This is a genomic window from Streptomyces violaceus, assembly GCF_036014075.1.
In the GTDB taxonomy this organism is placed as follows: domain Bacteria; phylum Actinomycetota; class Actinomycetes; order Streptomycetales; family Streptomycetaceae; genus Streptomyces; species Streptomyces violaceus.
In genome coordinates, this window is sequence record NZ_CP107911.1 from 7,912,105 (window position 1) to 7,930,420 (window position 18,316).

Consider the following 18,316-nt stretch of genomic DNA (forward strand, 5'->3'; position numbering starts at 1 on the left):
GGAGCGGCAGCCCGATATGTCTCATTCGCGTTCGTAGGGTGAAACCGTGAAGACGATTCCTTCGGATGTCGACGTGGTGCTGCCCTGCCTGAACGAGGCCGAGGCCCTGCCCTGGGTTCTCGAACGGATTCCGCCGGGCTGGCGCGCACTCGTCGTCGACAACGGTTCCACCGACGGCTCGGCCCAGGTCGCCCGCGCGTTCGGCGCGACCGTCGTGAGCGAGCCGCGCCGGGGCTTCGGCGCGGCCTGCCACGCCGGGCTGACCGCCGCCACCGCCGACGTGGTGTGCTTCTGCGACTGCGACGCCTCCCTCGACCCGGCGCTCCTCGTCCCCTTCGTGCGCCAAGTGCGCGAGGGCGAGGCCGACCTCGTGCTCGGCAGGCGGCGCCCGCAGGGACGGGGCGCCTGGCCCGCGCACGCCCGTGCCGGCAACCTCGCGCTCGCGCGGATGCTGCGCCGCCGCACCGGGCTGCGTCTGCGCGACCTCGGCCCTCTGCGCGCCGCCCGCCGCGAGCCGCTGCTCGCCCTGGGCCTCACCGACCGGCGCAGCGGCTATCCGCTCCAGATGGTGGTCCGCGCGGCCGATGCCGGCTGGCGGATCGCCGAGCACGACGTGCCGTATCTGCCACGCACCGGGGCCTCGAAGGTGACGGGCACGTGGCGCGGCACCTGGCATGCCGTACGGGACATGAGCCGCGTCCTGGCCGAAGCGCCCGGCGAGGCTCCCGCCGTCGAAAGGGACGCCCGGTGACCACACTCCTCGTCATCGCCAAGGAGCCGCGCCCCGGCCGGGTCAAGACCCGGCTCACCCCGCCGTTCACGCCCCGGGAGGCCGCGTCCCTCGCCGAGGCGTCCCTCGCCGACACCCTGGACGCCGTCGCGGCGACCCCGGCCGACCGCCGGGTCCTCGTCCTCGACGGGGAGCCCGGCCCCTGGCTGCCGGCCGGCTTCGAGGTCGTACGGCAGTGCGCCGGCGGACTGGACGAGCGGCTGGCGGACGCCTTCGCGCGGTGTACCGGACCGGCCCTGCTCATCGGTATGGACACGCCCCAGGTGACGCCCGAGCTGCTCACCGTCGACTTCGGCGAGCAAGACGCCTGGTTCGGACCGGCGGAGGACGGCGGTTTCTGGGCCCTGGGGCTGGCCGATCCCGATCCCGCCCTGCTGCGCGGCGTCCCGATGTCCACGCCGGTGACCGGCGCCGTCCAGCGCGAGCGGCTCGCCCTGGCCGGGCTGCGGGTACGGGACCTGCCCCGGCTGCGGGACGTCGACACCGCCGCCGACGCCGAGGCGGTCGCCCTCCTCGCCCCGCACGGCCGGTTCGCCGCGCGGCTGGCCCGGTACGTGCCGGTCACCCCCCGATGAGCACCGCACCCGCCACCGCCCTCGCCTGGGCGGCCGCCGACCCCTACGCCGCCGCTCTGCGCGCCGGCCGTGGGCCCCTGTTCCTGCGCCGCTCCGACGGCTGGCTGCTGCCGCTGGAGGTGGAACGCTGGTGTGCCCGGGCCGACTCCGTCGACCGGGACGTGCTGGACCGGTGCGAGGGGACCGTGCTGGACGTGGGGTGCGGGCCCGGGCGGCTGGTCGCGGAGCTCGCCGCCCGGGGCCGGGTCGTCCTCGGCATCGACGTCAGCGAGGCCGCCGTCGACCACACCGTGCGGCTCGGTGGCCAGGCGCTGCGGCGCTCGGTGTTCGAGCCGCTGCCCGGCGAGGGCCGCTGGGACACCGTCCTGCTCATGGACGGCAACATCGGCATCGGCGGCGACCCGCGCGCCCTGCTGGACCGGGTGGCCGGACTCCTGCGCCCCGGCGGCCTGCTGATCGCCGAGACCGCACCTGTGGACATCGACGAACGCGCCCGGGTACGGGTCGTCGACCTCGCGGACCCACGGGGAGCCGGCGATCCCTTCCCCTGGGCCCGGCTCGGCACGCCCGCCCTGCTCCGGCACGCCCAGGGCTGGACGCGGGCCGGTCAGTGGACGGCCGACGGGCGCCGCTTCGCCGCCCTGCGCCCCCGCAGCAGGCGCACCGTCAGCAGCAGCGCCGAGCCGCCGAAGAGGACGGCGGTGATCAGCAGCCAGCGGGCCAGGAACACGTCCGCGGGCAACCCGGTGCCGGACCGGTAGCGCCGCGCCACCATGCCGCTGATCAGCGGGAACCACACGAGGAGCAGCAGCCCGGAGAGGGCCGCCGGTACGCGCACGTACGGCACCCACTCCCGGCGCCGGACCGCCCCGAGCCCCCGTACGACCGCCCGGTCCAGGGCGGCGTACAGGGGCAGCAGGACGAGGTCGTGCAGCAGCGCCGCGCCCACGAACCACAGCGCCACACCGAACCAGTCGCCGGCGAGGAGCCGTACACCCGCGTAGGCGGCGAGCGCGAACGAGCAGGCGAGCAGGAGCAGGGTGAAGGGGTTCCCGGCAGGGATCCGCAGCGGTCGCATCACAGGTCTCCGAACGTCATCCGGGCCACCCACTTGGTGTTGAGCACACCCGGTGCCGCGGGCACGATGATCCGCGCCGGGTAGCCGTGGTCGGGGGACAGGTCCTCGCCGTTGACGTACAGGGCGAGCAGGGAGCGCGCGTCGGCCACCTGGTTGGCGCGCAGGGCGGCCCTGCGGAAGGCGCCGCGTGCCTGGAGGGACTCGACGAACACGTCCGGCGGGTCGTCGTCGTACCCGACGAGCGCCGCGAGGTCGCGCAGCCGCACCCCGCGCCACCACTGGTCCGACGTCGACCAGCCCTCCACACAGGCGATGGGCAACGCCGAGCTGTGCAGGGAGAGTCCGGCGAGCTGGGCACGGCTGAGACGGACGGTGCCCGTCCGCCCCGTCACGACGAGCCGCCAGGCGTCCTCGCCCGTCTCTGCCGCGTCGATCCCGGCGTACGCGGCGGTCTTGTTGATCTGGAACCCGTTCGGGCCGCTGCCGGGTTCACCGCCGCCGTGCGGTGCGAGGAGGGCGGTGCGCCGCAGCGGTCCGTCGAAGTTCTGCCCGACCGTGGTCGCGAACAGCAGCAGCGAGCCGCCCCCGACGAACCACAGGGCACCCCGCCGCGTGACGGTCGGCTCGGCGGGACGCGGAGTCACGAGGTCGTTCTTCTCTTCCCGGAGGTGCCGCAGATTGCGCAGGGCCGTGGGCATCTTCAGCAGCACATGGGCGACGAAGGCGGCGAAGAACACCCATGCTCCGTAGAAGTGCAGCGGGTAGAAGGAACCGGGGAAGACGTAGTCGAGCTGCACGTTGAGCACACCGGTCACGAACTCGAACAGCGCGCCGCCCACCAGGAGCAGCAGCGAGATCCGCTCCAGTGCGTGCGCGAGCGAGCGGGCCGGCGGCAGCGCGAACAGCCTCGGTACCACGGACCAGAGCTTGGCCAGCAGCACGGGGATCAGGGCGATGCCGAGGGTGACGTGGACGCCCTGGTTCAGCCGGTACAGCCAGTGCGGGTGCGTCGGCCAGGCGAAGAGGTAGAAGCCGAGGATCCCCTTGTCCGGGGTCTGGTCGTTCACCGGCGACAGGTCCGGGTTGTAGGCGGCGTACGAGACCAGTCCCGTCACGAACAGCACGGTGATGCCGACGAGCAGGACGAGGCCCAGCACCGAGGTGAACCAGGGGCCGCGCAGGGGGCTGCGCCAGAAGCCCGGTGAGGAAGGAAGCCGTGGGTCGTCTCGCATGTCCCGACGGTAGGCCCGGACCACCCCCGGAAAGGGTGCGCGACCCATGACGAAACGCTGACGTCCGGCCCGGACAGCGGCATGTTCCCACCCCGTCGACCTAGCGTTCCGACTGTGAACCGCTCCCTCCGCCGTGACCTGTACGCAGCCGGGGCCGCCGCACTGCTCGTGACGGCGGCCGTCCTGATCGGCCGCCACATCCAGGGCACCAGCCGCACGCTGTTCGTCGACTGGCCCCCACTCCTGGCGTCCTGGGGCCCGCATGTGGGCCCCGGCACCCCCGCGGCCCTCGTGGTCGCGATCGCCACCGTGGCCTACGGCCCCAGCCTCGCGGCCCGCCTCCCCTGGCGGACCCTGCTCCCCCTGGCCTGGGGCACGGCCACGGCGTGGATCTGCTCCCTCGCCCTGATCGACGGCTGGGACCGGGGCATCGCGCACAGACTCACCACGCGCTACGAATACCTCCAGGTCATCGACCGCTTCGACGACATCCCGGCGGCCCTGCGGGACTTCACCCACCACATCCTTCTCGATTCCCCCGACAACTGGCCCGCCCACATCGCAGGCCACCCGCCTGCCGCCACGCTCACCTTCGTGCTGCTCGACAGGATCGGGCTGCGGGGCGGAGGCTGGGCGGGCATGTGGTGCGTCATCGTCGGGGCGACGGCCTGCGTCGCCGTACTGGTGACGATCCGTGCCCTGGCCGACGAGGCCCTCGCACGCAGGGCCGCCCCCTTTCTCGTCCTGGCCCCGGCCGCCGTGTGGATGGGCACCTCGGCCGACGCGTACTTCGCGGCGGTGGCGGCGTGGGCGGTGGCGCTGCTGGCACTGGCGGTCACCGGACGGTCGCTCTGGTGGGCGGGCGCGTCGGGGCTGCTGTTCGGACTGACCTGCTACCTGTCGTACGGCCTCACGCTCGTTGCGCTGATCGCAGCGGCGGTACTGGCGCTCGGCCGGCACGGGATCCGGGAGCGCCCCGCCCTGCTGGTGCCGCTGCTCGCCGGACTGGCCGTCGTTCCCACGGCATTCACGCTCGCCGGGTTCGACTGGTGGGAGGCGTACCACCTGCTGGTCACGCGCTATTACCAGGGCGCCGGCGGCACCCGCCCCTACGGCTACTGGGTGTGGGCCAACCTGGCCTGCACGGTGCTCATCACGGGCCTGGCGACGGCGGCGGGCCTGCGCCGGACGGGTGCGGTGCTGCTCCACCGCCGCACCGGCACCACCGGCCGGGCCGCCGAGGCCCGGCTCGCGCTCCTCGTGTCCGCCGCGCTCCTGGCCCTGCTGGCCGCCGACCTGTCCGGGATGAGCAAGGCGGAGACGGAACGCATCTGGCTGCCCTTCGGGGTGTGGCTCCTCCCCGCCTGCGCGCTCCTTCCCCGCCCCCGCGCCTGGCTCACCGCCCAGGCGCTGCTCGCGCTGCTCCTCAACCATCTGCTGTCCACCGGGTGGTGACCGCATACGCCCTCGTGCGCGACGACGCGCCCCTCGGTCAGCGGGCCGCCGGATTCGTACGGGGCGTGCGCGGTGTGCGGGCCGTCAGTTCCAGCAGTTCGTCGACCGACCACTGGTCGTAGACGTGCTCGCCGTACTTGGCGGCGAGGACGCGGCCGTCGGATGCGATGAGGAAGTCGGCGGGCAGGCCGAGCCGGCCGCCGTGCGGGCTGGTCGAGGGCAGGTGCTCCCGCCCGCGGGCGACTTCCCGTACGCCGCTGAGGACCGCCCGGACGATCGGCCCCCAGGCTCGCGGGCTGAGCAGGGCGCGGGGCGACCGCTCCACACCGAACTCCGTGTACAGCCGCCTGCCGGGGTCGGCGACGACGGCGAACGGGAGATCGATCGTGTGGGGCGACAGTTCCTCGGCGGGCGAGTGGAAGACCACGACCTCGCGTACACCGGCGGCCTCGATCTCCCCGTGCCGCCGGATCACCGACCGGAGATGCAGGTTGCAGACCGGGCAGCCGGCGAACCGCCGGAACTGGAGATGGACCAGCCGGCCGGGGTCGGGAACGGCGACCTCGTCGCCGGAGACAGCGGTGAGCGTGCGTGCGTTCACGGTGGACCCGGGCTCCACCGGACTACGGGACAGGCGCATGGACGTTCCCTCCGTTGGCGTACGGCATACGCCTACCAGCGTAGGCGTATGCCGTACGCTGTCAACCGTCATGCCACGTCCCCGTTCCCTCACCCCCGATCAGCTCGCCTCGGCCGCCCTCGCCGTCATCGACCGCGAGGGCCTCGCCGGGCTGTCGATGCGCGCCGTCGCCCAGGAGCTCGGCATGAGCACCATGGGGCTCTACCGATATGTGCACGACCGCGAGGAGCTCGAACGGCTCGTCGTCGAGCTCGTACTGAACGCCGTGGACACCGAGCCCCCGGATCCCGGCGCGTCATGGCGCGAGCGGATCGAGGCCATGGTGCGGCGTCTGCGCGACACCGTGGGCGCCCATCCGGCGGTCGTCCCCCTGACCATCGCCCACCGGCACCACTCCCTCGGAGTGCTGCGCTGGTCGGAGAGCGTGACCGCCGTCCTCACCGAGGCAGGGATCGAGGGAGACCGTCGGGTCGTCGCCCTGCGCGGCCTGCTCAGTTACGTCATCGGAGCGATCCAGCTGGAACACCTCGGGCCCCTGTCCGGGCCGGGGACGACTGCCATCACCGAGCTGCCGCCCGCCGAGTTCCCCCACATGACCGAAACCGCGCGAGACGCCCGGAACATCAACGCGGACGAGGAGTTCCTGGGAGGGCTCGCCATGCTGCTCGACGGCCTCGGGGCATGAGGCCGTCGGGCTGCCGTGCGCGTCAGGCCGCTGTCCTGACCGGTGACTCCGCCCGGGCCGGCTGCCGTACGACGCGGCGGCGGCGGCTCGGCAGGCCGAGCATCGGGTTGGCGACGCCCCAGGCCGCGCCCTTGCAGACCAGCTCCTTGTAGACGGCGGCGAACCGGCCCGTCAGAGCCGCCCGGACGGCGCGGTCGTCGGCGGTGACGTACTGGATCAGGCCTTCCCTGCGGCCCAGCGAGATGCACTGGTTGAAGTAACGGAGCGGCGCCTCGGGGAGCTTCCCGCCGGTCAGACGGGCCGCGATGGCGTCGGCGGCCTGCCAGGCCATGGGGGTGCCGGAGGCGCATGACATCCGCAGCGGCTTGCCGCCGGGGCCCATGGCCAGGGCCGCGTCGCCGATGGCGTACACGTCCGGGTGCGAGACCGAGCGCATGGTCCCGTCGACCAGGATCTGGCCGGTGTCGTCGACGTCCAGGGCGGTGGCCCGCGCGATCGGGTGGACGGCGAAGCCGGTCGTCCACACGGTGGCGGCGGCGGGGATCGTCTCGCCGTCGGCGATGGTGACGCGGTCGGCCTCGACGCCGGTGACGGAGGAGTTCTCGTGGACGGTGATGCCGAGCTTGCCGAAGACCTTCCGCAGGTGCCGGCGGCCCTTGGGGGAGAGCCAGTCGCCGAGTTCGCCGCGGGCGACGAGGGCGACGTCCAGGTCCGGGCGGGCCTCGGCGATCTCGGTCGCGGCCTCCAGGCCGGTGAGCCCGCCGCCGACCACGACCACGGACTCTCCGGCATCCAGGCGGGCCAGGCGCTCGCGCAACCGCAGTGCCCCGGGACGGCCGGCGATCTGGTGGGCGTGCTCGGCGACACCGGGGACGCCCTGGTCGTTCCAGCCGCTGCCGAGGGCGTACACGAGGGTGTCGTACTCCAGCTCCTCGGTCTCCGGCTCCCCGGGGCCGTTCGCGTCGACGACGGCGACGGTCCTGCGGTCGACGTCGACGCCGGTGACCTTCGCGAGCTTCAGTTCGACGCCGGTGCCCGCGAACATCTCGCTGAAGGGCCGGGGCCTGAGATCCTGGCCGGCCGCGAGCTGATGCATCCGGACCCGCTCGACGAAGTCGGGCTCGGCGTTGACGAGGGTGATGGCGACGTCTTCACGGTGCAGCCGCCTGGCGAGGCGGCCGGCGGCGATGGCTCCGGTGTAGCCGGCTCCGAGGACGACGATGCGGTGCTGCATTTCCGGACTCCTGTCTCGAGCGGGATTCGCCCCTTGAACCGGGCGGCCCGCCGTTTCCTGACAGGAAGGCGGTGTGAAGCACGTCACATCGTCGTCGGTGGCGTCAGAAGACCGTGAGCAGGGGATCGCCGTGGTCGGTGGCCGCCCACACCCTGGTCGCGCGTTCGAGCTTGTCGGGGTTGACCTGGTTACGGAACGCCGCGATGCCGCCGGAGGTGACTTCCAGGCACATGATGCCGATGACCCGGCCGTCGAGGACCACCACGAGGGCGGGGTCGCCGTTGGCGGTCGTGGCGTAGACGTCGGGTGAGCCGCCGACCAGGTCGCGCTTGGCCTTGCCGGGCTTGAACAGGCCCCGCATGAACTTCGCGACCGCGAGGGCACCCTCGAACGCCCGGGCGCGGGCCGGGACCTTCCCGCCGCCGTCGCCGACCGCGATGGCGTCCTGGGTGAGCAGCCGCACGAGCGGCTCGGTCCGGCCGCTGGTGGCGGCCGCGAGGAACTCGTCGACGATCCGCCGGGCGGCGGCCTCGTCGACCTCGGTGCGGGCCTTGCCGTCGGCGACGTGCTTCCTGGCGCGGTGGAGGATCTGCTGGGCGGCGGCCTCGGTGATGTCGAGGATCTCGGCGATCTCCCGGTGCGGGTAGGCGAACGCCTCCCGCAGGACGTACACCGCCCGCTCGTTGGGGGAGAGGCGCTCCAGCAGGGCGAGGACCGCGTACGAGACCGACTCGCGCTGTTCGGCGGTGTCGGCCGGGCCGAGCATGGGATCCCCGGCGAGCACCGGCTCGGGGAGCCACTGGCCCACGTAGGTCTCGCGCCGCGCGCGGGCCGAGGTGAGCTGGTTGAGGCACAGGTTGGTGAGCACCTTCGTCAGCCAGGCCGCGGGGACCTCGACGCGCCCGATGTCGGCGGCCTGCCAGCGCAGGAAGGTCTCCTGCACGGCGTCCTCGGCCTCGCTCGCGGAACCCAGGAGACGGTAGGCGATGGCCTCCAGGCGGGGCCTGGCGGCTTCGAACCGGTCCACGTCGTTCATGGTCAGGGCCATGACCGGGATCTTAGCCCGGGCGTGGCTGCTGAGGGACAGAAGCCAAGCGCCGCCGCTACCCGTGCAGTTCGCGATAGGCGGCGACCGCCCCCGGATGCAGGGGGACGGCGCCCGTGGAGATCAGGCTGCGGGCGTCGAGGAACTGTGTGCCGAGGGCCGGGGCGGGGACGAGGCGGGTGGCCCGGCGGACCAGGACGTGAGTGAGGGCGGCGGCGACGGGGGCGGGGAGGTCGGGGCGGCAGAGCAGGAGGTTGGCGACGCCGATGGTGGGGACCTCGGGGGTCTTCCGGTACGCCCCGGCCGGCACCGACACCGCCTCCAGGCCCGATCCTGCCGGGCCGAGGCCGGCACGCAGCCGGGGCAGCAGGCCGGACAGGGGCAGCAGGCGGATGCCGGGGTGCGTGTCGAGCCCGGACAGCACGGGGAGCGGTACGCCCCCGGCGACCAGCAGGGCGTCGATCGTTCCGGCCCGCATCGCACGCGCCGCCTCCGGCATCAGCAGATGCCGGACCTGAACGTCGGTGCCGGGGGTCAGACCCGCGACCCGCAGCAGCCGGTCGCCGAGCACCGCACCGCCGGACGCGGCCGCGCCCAGTGAGACAGTGCGGCCCGCCAGGTCGGTCACCGTGTGGATGGGGGCGTCGGAGCGCACGGCCAGTTGCACGTAGTTCTCGTAGACCCGGCCGATCGCGCGCAGCGGGACGCGGCGGCCGAAAGGCGCGGTGCCGCCGTACGCCGCCCACGCGATGTCCGACAGGGCCGGCGCCACGTCGGCCCGCCGGGCCTGGAGCAGCCGTACGTTGTCCACGCTGCCCTCGCTGGTGACCACCTCGCAGGACAGCCGCGGGTAGACGGTCGTGACCTGGGCGGCGAGCAGTCGGCCGAAGGCCGCGTAGAAGCCGTCGGTCTCGCCCGTCGCGATCCGCAGCTCTCCCTGCGGGCCACTGCCCGTGCGCCGGGTGTCGGCCGCCGCGGAGCCCGCGAGCAGGCCGGTGCCCACCGCGCCCAGTGCGGCGCGCAGGGCGGTGCGGCGGGTCGTGGAGCGGGCGGGGCCGGTCATGCCGGGTGTCCCTTCGGGAGCACGACCCGGACGCACAGGCCGCGCGGTTCGGCCGCCGTGAACTCGACGTGTCCGGCGTGACCGGCCACCAGACGCTCGGCGATCGCCAGACCGAGGCCGCTGCCGCGCACCTCGCGGTGGCGTTCCGAGCGCCAGAAGCGGGTGCCCGCCCGGGGGAGTTCGCCGGTCGCCAGGCCCGGACCGTCGTCCTGTACCTCGAGCACCGCGTCCGGGCCCTCGGTGAGGCAGCGGGTCTCCACGCGGGCGCCGCTCCCCGCGTACTTGATCGCGTTGTCGAAGAGGATGTCGGCCACCTGGGCCAGTTCTCCCTCCGAGCAGGCCACGAGGACGGCGGGGCCGGGGACGAACTCCAGGTGGACTCCGGCCTGTTCGGCCACCGGCTGCCACAGACGGGCCTGGGCCGCGGCGACCGCCGTCGCGTCGCAGCACGACTCCCGGGCGTCCGTGACGGCCAGTTCGCCGGCGCGGTGCTCGGCGTTCGCCAGGGTCAGCAGGTCGTCGAGGAGGTGCTCCATGCGCTCGAGTTCGGCCGTCACGCCGGTGTAGGTACGGGTGGCGGAGGTGCGCAGGTGGGGCTGGAGCGAGTCGATGCGCAGCCGCAGGGCGGCCAGAGGGTTGCGCAGCTGGTGCGAGGTGTCGGCGACGAGCCGGCGCTGCTGTTCCAGTGCGGTGGTGACCCCGTCGGCCATGCGGTTGAAGCCGGTGGCCAGCTGCCGCAGCTCCGGCGGGCCGCCGGCCCGCGCGTGCTCGGGCGGCAGCCCGGCGGCCAGGGTGCCGACCGCGTGGTCGAGGCGGTGCAGCGGCCGTACGACCCACTGCGTGGCCCGGCGGGCGAGCAGCACACAGGCCACGGCGAACAGACCGGCGCCCGCCAGGACGAGCGCCCAGCGCAGGGCGATGTCGTCCGCGGCGACCCGCACCGAGGCCCGCAGCACCACGGCGCCGGACACCCTGGTGCCGGTGCCCACGGGACGGGCGAGCAGCCGGTCGGCCCGGGACCAGGGCCGCAGCGTCCCTCCGGGGGAGACGGGCTGGTTGCGCAGTGCCGCGTCGACGAGCCGGGCGACGGCCGGGTCGGCGGCGCGCAGGCCGCCCGTCTGCACCACCGGGGCGCGGCGGGCATCGACGACCACGACGGCCTCGCCGTACAGCTCGGTGTAGCGCCGCACGTCGGCGGTGAGCGCGCCGGTGTCGTCGCTCTCGGCGGCCTGCTCGGCCAGCCCGGCGAAACGGTCGAGGTCGGCGGTGCGCGCCGCGACGAGCTGCTGGGTGCGCTGTGCCGAGGTGACGGCCAGCAGCGGGACGGCGAAGCCGGCCACGGCGAGGACCGCGAAGGCCAGGACCACGGTGAGGACGCGGGTGCGCATGAACAGGGCCTGCCGTGAGAACCGGCTCAGTCGCCGAAGCGGTAGCCGAAGCCGCGGATGGTGGTCAGCACCTCGGGGCGGCCGAGCTTGGCCCGCACCTGGGTGAGGTGCACGTCGAGCGAGCGGGACACGGCGAGGAAGGCGTCGCCCCACACCTCGTCCATCAGCTGCTGGCGGCTGACCGCCGTGCCGGCCCGGGCCGCCAGCGCGGCGAGGACCTCGAACTCCTTGGTGGTCAGCCGCACCTCCGCCCCGCCGACCAGCACCCGGCGGGCGTCCAGGTCGACCTCGACGTCCCCGGCACGCACCGTGCGCGACGCCGGAGCCGAGGACGCCGCCGCCCGCCGGGTGACCGCGTCGATGCGGGCCAGCAGCTCGGCCAGCCGTACCGGCTTGACCAGGTAGTCGTCGGCGCCCAGCCGCAGGCCGCGCACCACCGACCGTTCGTCGCCCCGCGCGGTGAGCACCACCACCGGCACCGGGCTGACCGCGCGCAGCTTGCGCAGCACCTCCAGGCCGTCCAGGTCGGGCAGGCCGAGGTCGAGCAGCAGCAGGTCGGCCTGCCGATGGCGGGCGAGGACGTCCTCGCCGCGCTTCACCCTGGCCGGCAGGTGGCCGTTGTCGTACAGGGCCTCGGTCAGCGCGCCCGCCACACCGTCGTCGTCCTCGGCCAGCAGCACCCGCACGACTTCCTCCTTTCCCGCCTCGTCAGTCGCGAGACCGGGAAACGTCCTCGTCCAGCGGCGACGCGTCGGAGGTCTCGCGCATCCGAATGTAGACGAGCAGCGAGATCAGGACACAGGCGGTCACGTAGTAGAAGTACCAGTTCTCGTGTCCGGCCTTCTTGAACCAGAGGGCGATGTACTCGGCGGTACCGCCGAACACGGCCACGGTCAGCGCGTACGGCAGGCCGACGCCGAGCGCCCGGATCGAGGTCGGGAACAGCTCGGCCTTCACCACCGCGCTGATCGAGGTGTACAGGGAGCTGACGGCCAGCGGCCCCACCATGAGCAGGAACGCGTACACGGGGTCGCTGGTGTGCGACAGCAGGGTGAGCGAGGGCACCACCACCACGGTGCCCAGCACCCCGAACGCGATCAGCAGCGGACGCCGCCCCACCCGGTCGGAGAGCAGCCCCATCACCGGCTGGAGCAGGACGAACACGAGCAGCGCGAAGAAGTTGATCCAGGCGGCCGTCGGCTTGGCGATGCCGCTGGTGTTGACCATGAACTTCTGCAGGTAGGTCGTGTACGTGTAGAAGAACAGCGTGCCGCCCATGGTCAGCCCCACGACGACCAGGCACTGGCGCGGGTAGGACAGCAGCAGCCGCAGGCTGCCGCGGGCCGGGCCGCCCTGCTCCTTCTCGCCTGCCGACGCGGCGCGCTCGAAGCTCTCGGACTCGTCCATGCCGCGCCGCAGCCACAGCACGATCACCGCACCCGCGGCGCCGACGACGAACGCGATCCGCCAGCCCCAGGAATCCATCTGCGCGGGGCTGAGCACCTGCTGCAGCACGATCTGCAGGCCGAGCGCCGTCAGCTGGCCGGCGATGAGGGTGACGTACTGGAAGCTCGAGTAGTAGCCGCGGCGGCCGGGCGTGGCCACCTCGGACATATAGGTGGCGGAGGTCGAGTACTCACCCCCCACCGACAGCCCCTGCAACAGCCGGGCCATGACCAGGAGGATCGGAGCGGCGACCCCGATCGAGCCGTACGACGGGGTCAGCGCGACGATCAGCGAACCGGCCGCCATCAGCGTCACCGACAACGTCAGCGCCGCGCGGCGGCCACGGCGATCGGCGTAGCGGCCCAGCACCCAGCCGCCGATCGGCCGCATCAGGAAGCCGACGGCGAACACCGCGGCGGTGTTCAGCAACTGGGCGGTCTGGTCGCCGGAGGGGAAGAAGACGGACGCGAAATAGACGCTGAACGCGGTGTACGCGTACCAGTCGTACCACTCGATCAGGTTGCCGATCGATCCGCGCACGATGTTGCTGACGACCCTGCGTTCGTCGCGGCGCGGCTTGCGCGCACGCTCGGCGGTGGTCTGTGTGGCCATCGGAACTCCCTTGTCTGCGGCCCGGAAGCACACAGAGTCGACGGCACGAGCAGGGCCGCTCAATGTCGGGAGCCAAGTCCTTACAGTCCCTTAGGGCGTCCCGGCCGCTGAGGCCGGGACGTCTGCGCTCAGGAGTCGCAGGGTCCCTCACCACATGGTGACCACGGATGAATACTCAATTACCCTGGTTTGCACTCAATACCGTGTATAGCGATCAGGGTCCGGTGCTGCTTTGGGCAGGATGGCGCGATGAGGCAACCGGGAACCACCGGGGACGAGCCGGTGGAGCCGGTGCAGGCCGACGGCGAGGCGGCAACGGCCAGGGCGGTCGTGGACGCACACGGCAGGCTGGCCGGGTGGAGCGAAGGCGCACGACGGCTGCTGGGGTACCAGGAGCCGGAGGTCACGGGCCGTTCCGTGACCGTGTTGCTCGCCGACGAGCGGCCCGGCGACACGCTGCGTTCCATCGCGGGACTGCGCAGGTGGAACGGCACGGTGAACCTCCGCCACAGGGACGGCCGCCTCGTCCGGGTCAGTCTGCTGGCTCACCGCCGTGAGCGGGACCCCTCCGGCGACGGCCATGGCCATGAGTGGCTTCTCGTCTCGCCGGTCGCCCGCTCCCGTACGGAGCTCGACGAGGACAGTCTGCTCGGGTGGTCGCTCACCCAGTCCCCGTGCACCACGGCGCTCTACGACACGGGGCTGCGGCTGCTGCGGGCCAACGCGGACATGGAACGCGTGATGGGTCTGACCGAAGCCGAGATGCGCGGACTGCGGGTGTCGGAGATCGTCCTCGACGCGGAGAGCGAGCGCACCGAGCACCTGATGCGGCGGGTCCTGGAGACCGGCGAACGACAGCACCTGCGGGCCGCCCTGCGACTGTCCGGCGATCGGCGGGAGAGTCTGTGGTCGGTGACGCTGGCGCCCGTGCGCGAACCCGACGGCAGGGTTCAGGGCGTCCTCCTGTCCGCCCACAACATGACCGAGGAGCACCTGGCCCGGCAGCGCCTCGCCCTGGTCGCCGAGGCCGGGGTCCGTATCGGTACCACCCTCGACCTGGCCCAGACCGCTCAGGAACTGGCCGACGTCGCTGTCGGGCGGCTGGCGGACTTCGTCACGGTGGATCTGCTTCCCGACATCGAGGACGACCAGGAACTGCGCGCCACGACCCTGCCCGGTCCGGTCATGCTGCGCCGGGTGGCCAACCAGTCGGTGCTTCCGGGCTGCCCCGAAGCCGTGGTGGCGCTGGGTACGGTCGCCGGCTACCCGAACGTGTCGCCGGCGGCCGAGGTCCTCGCCTCGGGACAACCCCTGATCCATGAGGTGACCCCGGCCGGGGTGGCCCGGTGGGAGGACCAGGCCCCGGATCGGGCGGAACGGGTGCGACGCTTCGGCTTCCACTCGGTCCTGGCGGTGCCGATGCGGGCCCGGGGCATCACGCTCGGCGTGGCCACCTTCACCCGGCACCGCACTCCGGAACCCTTCACGGAGGACGACCTGCTCCTGGGACAGGAGATCACCGCCCGGGCCGCTCTGAGCATCGACAACGCCCGTCGTTACACACGGGAGCGCGCCACCGCGCTGACCCTGCAGAGCAGCCTGCTGCCGCAGGGGCATCCCCGGCAGCCCGCGGTCGAGACCGCCTCGCGCTATCTGCCGGCCAGCGCGCAGGCCGGTGTGGGAGGCGACTGGTTCGACGTCATCCCGCTCTCCGGCGCCCGGGTGGGCCTCGTCGTCGGTGACGTGGTGGGTCACGGGATTCAGGCCTCGGCCGCCATGGGGCGGCTGCGCGCGACGGTGCGCACCCTGGCAGACGTCGACCTCCCGCCCGACGAGCTCATGACGCACCTGGACGATCTGGTGGACCGGCTCTCGGCCGAGAACGAGGACGCACCCGGCAGCGCCGCCGACATCGGCGCCACCTGTCTCTACGCCGTCTACGATCCGGTCAGCCGACGCTGCTGCATGGCACGCGCGGGCCATCCGGCGCCGGCGCTGCTCATCCCCGGCAGCGAACCGTTTCTGCTCGACCTTCCCGCCGGGCCGCCACTGGGGCTGGGCGGTCTGCCGTTCGAGTCGACCGAGATCGAGCTGCCCGAAGGCAGCCTGCTCGCGCTGTACACCGACGGTCTCGTGGAGGCGCGCGGACGCGACATCGACCAGGGGGTCGACGACCTGCTCAAGACGCTGGCCCGAGCGGGACCCTCGTTGGAGAGCACCTGCGACGACGTTGTGCAGGCCCTGCTCCCGGACCGCGCGGCCGACGACGTGGCGCTGCTGCTGGCCCGGACGAAGGCCCTGGATTCGGGCCATGTCGCCACCTGGGACGTACCCCCGGAACCGTCCGAGGTCGCCCGCATCCGGCGCAGCGTCACTCGCCAGTTGCAGGAGTGGAACCTGGAAGAGGACGCGTTCGTCACCGAACTCGTGGTCAGCGAACTGATCACCAACGCCATCCGCCACGCCGAGCCGCCCATCGAACTGCGCCTGATCCTGGACCGCAACCTGATCTGCGAGGTGTCCGACACCAGCAGCACCGCACCGCACCTCCGCCGCGCCCTCACCTACGACGAAGGCGGGCGCGGCCTGCTCCTGGTCGCCCAGCTGAGCCGGAGGTGGGGCACCCGCCACGCGCGCCGCGGGAAGACCATCTGGGCGGAACAGGCCCTGTCCACCGGCGACTCGGGGCCGGCCGCGATGTGAGCGCGCTGCCGCGGGACGCCTGGGCAATCCTTCTGACCTGCGAACCGTTGGGCCGCTCAACGGTTTGACTTTACTTTCCCTTTACGATTGGCTTCGAGCTCGACCTTCACGATCCGGGGGGATCCCAATGCACCGCACCATCCGCGCGGCCGTCTGTTCCGTCGCCGTCGCCGGCCTCGCGCTCGGCCTCAGTTCCTGTTCCGAGGCGGTCGACCAGGTCGACAAGGCCGTGGACGAGACGTACGAGGTCACCTACGAGGTGACGGGGAAGAACGTCGACTCGATCGAGTTCCACGGTGGCGGCGGCAAGGCCACGGAGCCGAAGATCGAGTCGGTGTCGAAGCCCGAGCTGCCCTGGACGAAGACGGTCAAGCTGCGCGGCATCATGCCCGCGGCGGTCATGCCGGTGGCGGCGGACCCCGAAGGCGCCCAGGTGGCCTGCAAGATCACCTACAAGGGCAAGGTCCTTGAGAAGCAGAGTGCCAAGGGCCTGGTGACCACCGGCGGCTGCACCGCGGAGTCCCCGGTCACGGGGTAACCCTGGGGAGGCTTCGGCGGGACCTCGCCAGGAGGTCCCGCCCCCTCTTCAACAGGCCCTGCGGCAATGGGGCATGCGGCAGGTCATGCGACCGGGATCAGAAGCGGTCCGGGGCGCGCTCCGGGAGCGGAGACCCGGGGAGTGCGTCCCGCTTCTGGTTCTTCCGTGCCTCCGCGTTCGAGTCGGCCGTCGCCTCGCAGGTCACGTCCTTCGCGGGGAGCTTGCCCGAGACCAGGTAGCCGGTGACCGTGCCGTCCGTGCACGCGTTGCCGTTCGGGTAGACGCCATGGCCCTCGCCGCCGAGGACGGTGACCATTTTCGAGCCCTTCAGGTCGGCGTGCAGGGCCTGACCGCTGGGCAGCGGGGTCTGCGAGTCCCATTCGTTCTGGACGACCAGGGAGCGGACCTTGTTGTTCACCTTGGTCGCCGGTTCCACGGACCTGTCCCAGAACGCACAGGGCTTGATGCTGGACGCGAAGTCACCGTAGAGCGGGTATCGGCCCTTGTCCTCGATGGCGTCCTGCCGGTAGCTCTCAGGATCGCGGGACCACGCGGCCGAGTTGTCGCCGCACACCACGGCCCAGAAGCTCGCCGTCATGTTGTCGGACGGCACCTCGGCGGCGGCGGAGCCTGCCGTCCCGGCCTTCTCTGCTCCGGTGAACGCCGCGAGCTTCTTCGCGGAGGCGGGCTCGCCGGCCGCGGCCTTCTTCAACTCCACGATCGCCTCGGTGGCTTCCTGCGGGCTGAAGACCGCACCGCGCATACCGCTGCGGATGTCGTCACCGGTGGTCGGCTGCCCCTCCACCTCGATGGGCTTCTCGTCGGCCCGCGCGACCAGGTCCCAGAAGGTCCGGTCGACCTCCTTCGGGGTGTCACCCAGGCCGTACCTCTCCGAACGTTCGGCGGCCCACCCGGTCCACCGGTCGAACGCGGGCTCGGCGCCCTCCGCCCACCACTGGATCATCCCTCGCCAGGCGCGTGCCGGATCGACCGCGCTGTCCAGCACGAACCGGTCGGCCCGGCCCGGGAAGAGCTGGGTGTAGACGGCGCCCAGGTAGGTGCCGTACGAGTACCCCAGGTACGAGATCTTCTTCTCACCGAGGATCGCCCGGAGCAGATCCATGTCGCGCGCGGTGTTGCGCGTGGTGATGTGAGCGAGCGTGTCGCCCGCTTTCTCCTCGCACTTGTTCGCGACGTCGCGTGCCCAGGCGACGTCCTTGTCGAACGTCTCCTCCCTGTACGGCCGCAGCCAGTTCTCCTCTTCCGGCTCCAGATCGCAGGAGACCGGGCTGCTCCGCCCCACACCGCGCGGGTCGAAGCCGATGAGGTCGTACTTCCGCTGTGCGGACTCGGGGAGCCTCTCCTGCAGCCCCAGCGGCATGTAGAGCCCCTGCCCGCCGGGGCCGCCGGGGTTGGAGAACAGGACGCCGTGGCGCTTGCCGGGCGCGGTGCTCCTGATCCGGGATATGGCTAAATCGATCCGCTTGCCCCCGGGAACCCGGTAGTCCAGCGGGACTTTGATCGTGGCGCACTCGAACTCCGCCGGAGCGTCGGCTTCGCAGCGCTTCCACCGCGGCTTCTGCTTCACATACGGGTCCAGCGCGCCCTTGGCGGCGGCGGACGAAGAGGCGGTCGACGGGGTGGCGGCCGGAGCGGCGGTGGCCGTCGAGGTGGCGAGTGCGGGAGCCAGCGTTGCCGTGACACTCACGGCCAACAGGGGCGCGAGACGTCGTCTGCGCACGATATCGATCCTTCCGGTCGCATGTTCGGACGGGAAAGATCTTTCCGGAACCCGCGACGCATGCGGATCACTCGCTGGGGCTGCACTCCCC

Annotated in this window: 16 protein-coding genes; 7 read left to right on the forward strand and 9 right to left on the reverse strand. The window is 72.5% G+C overall.

Annotation, left to right across the window (positions count from 1 at the left end; translation table 11 throughout):
• The first annotated feature begins 46 nt into the window (after positions 1 to 46).
• Genes OG542_RS35725 through OG542_RS35735 form a run of 3 tightly spaced genes read left to right on the forward strand, consistent with a single transcriptional unit; the run spans position 47 to position 2,126 of the window.
• A complete protein-coding gene (locus OG542_RS35725) occupies positions 47 to 751 on the forward strand; it encodes a glycosyltransferase family 2 protein (protein ID WP_328416344.1) in 705 nt (234 codons plus the stop codon).
• On the forward strand, positions 748 to 1,365 hold the full coding sequence (locus OG542_RS35730; protein ID WP_328416346.1) for a TIGR04282 family arsenosugar biosynthesis glycosyltransferase: 618 nt from the start codon (positions 748 to 750) through the stop codon (positions 1,363 to 1,365). Before OG542_RS35725 ends, OG542_RS35730 begins: the two co-directional genes overlap by 4 nt.
• On the forward strand, positions 1,362 to 2,126 hold the full coding sequence (locus OG542_RS35735) for a class I SAM-dependent methyltransferase (RefSeq protein WP_328416348.1): 765 nt from the start codon (positions 1,362 to 1,364) through the stop codon (positions 2,124 to 2,126). Before OG542_RS35730 ends, OG542_RS35735 begins: the two co-directional genes overlap by 4 nt.
• Positions 2,127 to 2,442: 316 nt before the next feature.
• Here OG542_RS35735 and OG542_RS35740 read toward each other — a convergent pair whose 3' ends face one another.
• Positions 2,443 to 3,675 carry a molybdopterin-dependent oxidoreductase gene (locus OG542_RS35740; protein ID WP_328416350.1) on the reverse strand — a complete coding sequence of 411 codons (1,233 nt, stop codon included), beginning with the start codon at positions 3,673 to 3,675 and terminating at the stop codon, positions 2,443 to 2,445.
• Between the two features lie 81 nt (positions 3,676 to 3,756).
• Between OG542_RS35740 and OG542_RS35745 the strand changes: the two genes are divergently transcribed.
• A complete protein-coding gene (locus tag OG542_RS35745; RefSeq protein WP_328416353.1) occupies positions 3,757 to 5,130 on the forward strand; it encodes a hypothetical protein in 1,374 nt (457 codons plus the stop codon).
• Between the two features lie 37 nt (positions 5,131 to 5,167).
• Here OG542_RS35745 and OG542_RS35750 read toward each other — a convergent pair whose 3' ends face one another.
• Positions 5,168 to 5,770: a peroxiredoxin-like family protein gene (locus OG542_RS35750; RefSeq protein ID WP_328416355.1), complete on the reverse strand. Its 603-nt coding sequence runs from the start codon at positions 5,768 to 5,770 to the stop codon at positions 5,168 to 5,170.
• 70 nt (positions 5,771 to 5,840) lie between these two features.
• Between OG542_RS35750 and OG542_RS35755 the strand changes: the two genes are divergently transcribed.
• Entirely contained in the window at positions 5,841 to 6,455 is a 615-nt protein-coding gene (locus OG542_RS35755; protein ID WP_328416356.1) for a TetR/AcrR family transcriptional regulator, read from the forward strand.
• A gap of 22 nt (positions 6,456 to 6,477) precedes the next feature.
• On the opposite strand, the gene OG542_RS35760 is transcribed toward OG542_RS35755, so the two are convergent.
• The 6 genes from OG542_RS35760 to OG542_RS35785 all read right to left on the reverse strand — a co-directional run bounded on the left by OG542_RS35760 (position 6,478) and on the right by OG542_RS35785 (position 13,243).
• Entirely contained in the window at positions 6,478 to 7,689 is a 1,212-nt protein-coding gene (locus OG542_RS35760; protein WP_328416357.1) for an NAD(P)/FAD-dependent oxidoreductase, read from the reverse strand.
• Positions 7,690 to 7,792: 103 nt separating this feature from the next.
• Entirely contained in the window at positions 7,793 to 8,737 is a 945-nt protein-coding gene (gene sigJ / locus OG542_RS35765) for an RNA polymerase sigma factor SigJ (protein ID WP_328416358.1), read from the reverse strand.
• 55 nt (positions 8,738 to 8,792) lie between these two features.
• A complete protein-coding gene (locus tag OG542_RS35770) occupies positions 8,793 to 9,797 on the reverse strand; it encodes a TAXI family TRAP transporter solute-binding subunit (protein ID WP_328416360.1) in 1,005 nt (334 codons plus the stop codon).
• On the reverse strand, positions 9,794 to 11,185 hold the full coding sequence (locus OG542_RS35775) for a sensor histidine kinase (protein WP_328416362.1): 1,392 nt from the start codon (positions 11,183 to 11,185) through the stop codon (positions 9,794 to 9,796). The genes OG542_RS35770 and OG542_RS35775 overlap by 4 nt, the downstream gene beginning before the upstream one ends.
• A gap of 26 nt (positions 11,186 to 11,211) precedes the next feature.
• Positions 11,212 to 11,871, reverse strand: a complete 660-nt coding sequence (locus tag OG542_RS35780; RefSeq protein WP_193483604.1) for a response regulator transcription factor — start codon at positions 11,869 to 11,871, stop codon at positions 11,212 to 11,214.
• Between the two features lie 22 nt (positions 11,872 to 11,893).
• Positions 11,894 to 13,243 carry an MFS transporter gene (locus OG542_RS35785; protein WP_328416365.1) on the reverse strand — a complete coding sequence of 450 codons (1,350 nt, stop codon included), beginning with the start codon at positions 13,241 to 13,243 and terminating at the stop codon, positions 11,894 to 11,896.
• Positions 13,244 to 13,492: 249 nt separating this feature from the next.
• Here OG542_RS35785 and OG542_RS35790 point away from each other — a divergent pair, with 249 nt between their 5' ends.
• Together OG542_RS35790 and OG542_RS35795 are read left to right on the forward strand one after the other, a co-directional pair.
• Positions 13,493 to 15,946: a SpoIIE family protein phosphatase gene (locus OG542_RS35790; RefSeq protein WP_328416367.1), complete on the forward strand. Its 2,454-nt coding sequence runs from the start codon at positions 13,493 to 13,495 to the stop codon at positions 15,944 to 15,946.
• Between the two features lie 127 nt (positions 15,947 to 16,073).
• On the forward strand, positions 16,074 to 16,484 hold the full coding sequence (locus OG542_RS35795; protein WP_328416369.1) for an MmpS family transport accessory protein: 411 nt from the start codon (positions 16,074 to 16,076) through the stop codon (positions 16,482 to 16,484).
• 97 nt (positions 16,485 to 16,581) lie between these two features.
• On the opposite strand, the gene OG542_RS35800 is transcribed toward OG542_RS35795, so the two are convergent.
• Positions 16,582 to 18,225, reverse strand: coding sequence for an alpha/beta hydrolase (locus OG542_RS35800; protein ID WP_328416371.1), 1,644 nt, complete (start codon positions 18,223 to 18,225; stop codon positions 16,582 to 16,584).
• Positions 18,226 to 18,316: the final 91 nt, after the last annotated feature.

What these genes read in the sequence shown, in the direction of transcription:
- OG542_RS35735 (WP_328416348.1), top strand. Translation starts at nt 1,362, where the DNA reads ATGAGCACCGCACCCGCCACCGCCCTCGCCTGGGCGGCCGCCGACCCC.
- OG542_RS35740 (WP_328416350.1), bottom strand. Translation starts at nt 3,675, where the DNA reads ATGCGAGACGACCCACGGCTTCCTTCCTCACCGGGCTTCTGGCGCAGC.
- OG542_RS35745 (WP_328416353.1), top strand. Translation starts at nt 3,757, where the DNA reads ATGTTCCCACCCCGTCGACCTAGCGTTCCGACTGTGAACCGCTCCCTC.
- OG542_RS35750 (WP_328416355.1), bottom strand. Translation starts at nt 5,770, where the DNA reads ATGCGCCTGTCCCGTAGTCCGGTGGAGCCCGGGTCCACCGTGAACGCA.
- OG542_RS35755 (WP_328416356.1), top strand. Translation starts at nt 5,841, where the DNA reads ATGCCACGTCCCCGTTCCCTCACCCCCGATCAGCTCGCCTCGGCCGCC.
- OG542_RS35760 (WP_328416357.1), bottom strand. Translation starts at nt 7,689, where the DNA reads ATGCAGCACCGCATCGTCGTCCTCGGAGCCGGCTACACCGGAGCCATC.
- sigJ (WP_328416358.1), bottom strand. Translation starts at nt 8,737, where the DNA reads ATGGCCCTGACCATGAACGACGTGGACCGGTTCGAAGCCGCCAGGCCC.
- OG542_RS35770 (WP_328416360.1), bottom strand. Translation starts at nt 9,797, where the DNA reads ATGACCGGCCCCGCCCGCTCCACGACCCGCCGCACCGCCCTGCGCGCC.
- OG542_RS35775 (WP_328416362.1), bottom strand. Translation starts at nt 11,185, where the DNA reads ATGCGCACCCGCGTCCTCACCGTGGTCCTGGCCTTCGCGGTCCTCGCC.
- OG542_RS35785 (WP_328416365.1), bottom strand. Translation starts at nt 13,243, where the DNA reads ATGGCCACACAGACCACCGCCGAGCGTGCGCGCAAGCCGCGCCGCGAC.
- OG542_RS35790 (WP_328416367.1), top strand. Translation starts at nt 13,493, where the DNA reads ATGAGGCAACCGGGAACCACCGGGGACGAGCCGGTGGAGCCGGTGCAG.
- OG542_RS35795 (WP_328416369.1), top strand. Translation starts at nt 16,074, where the DNA reads ATGCACCGCACCATCCGCGCGGCCGTCTGTTCCGTCGCCGTCGCCGGC.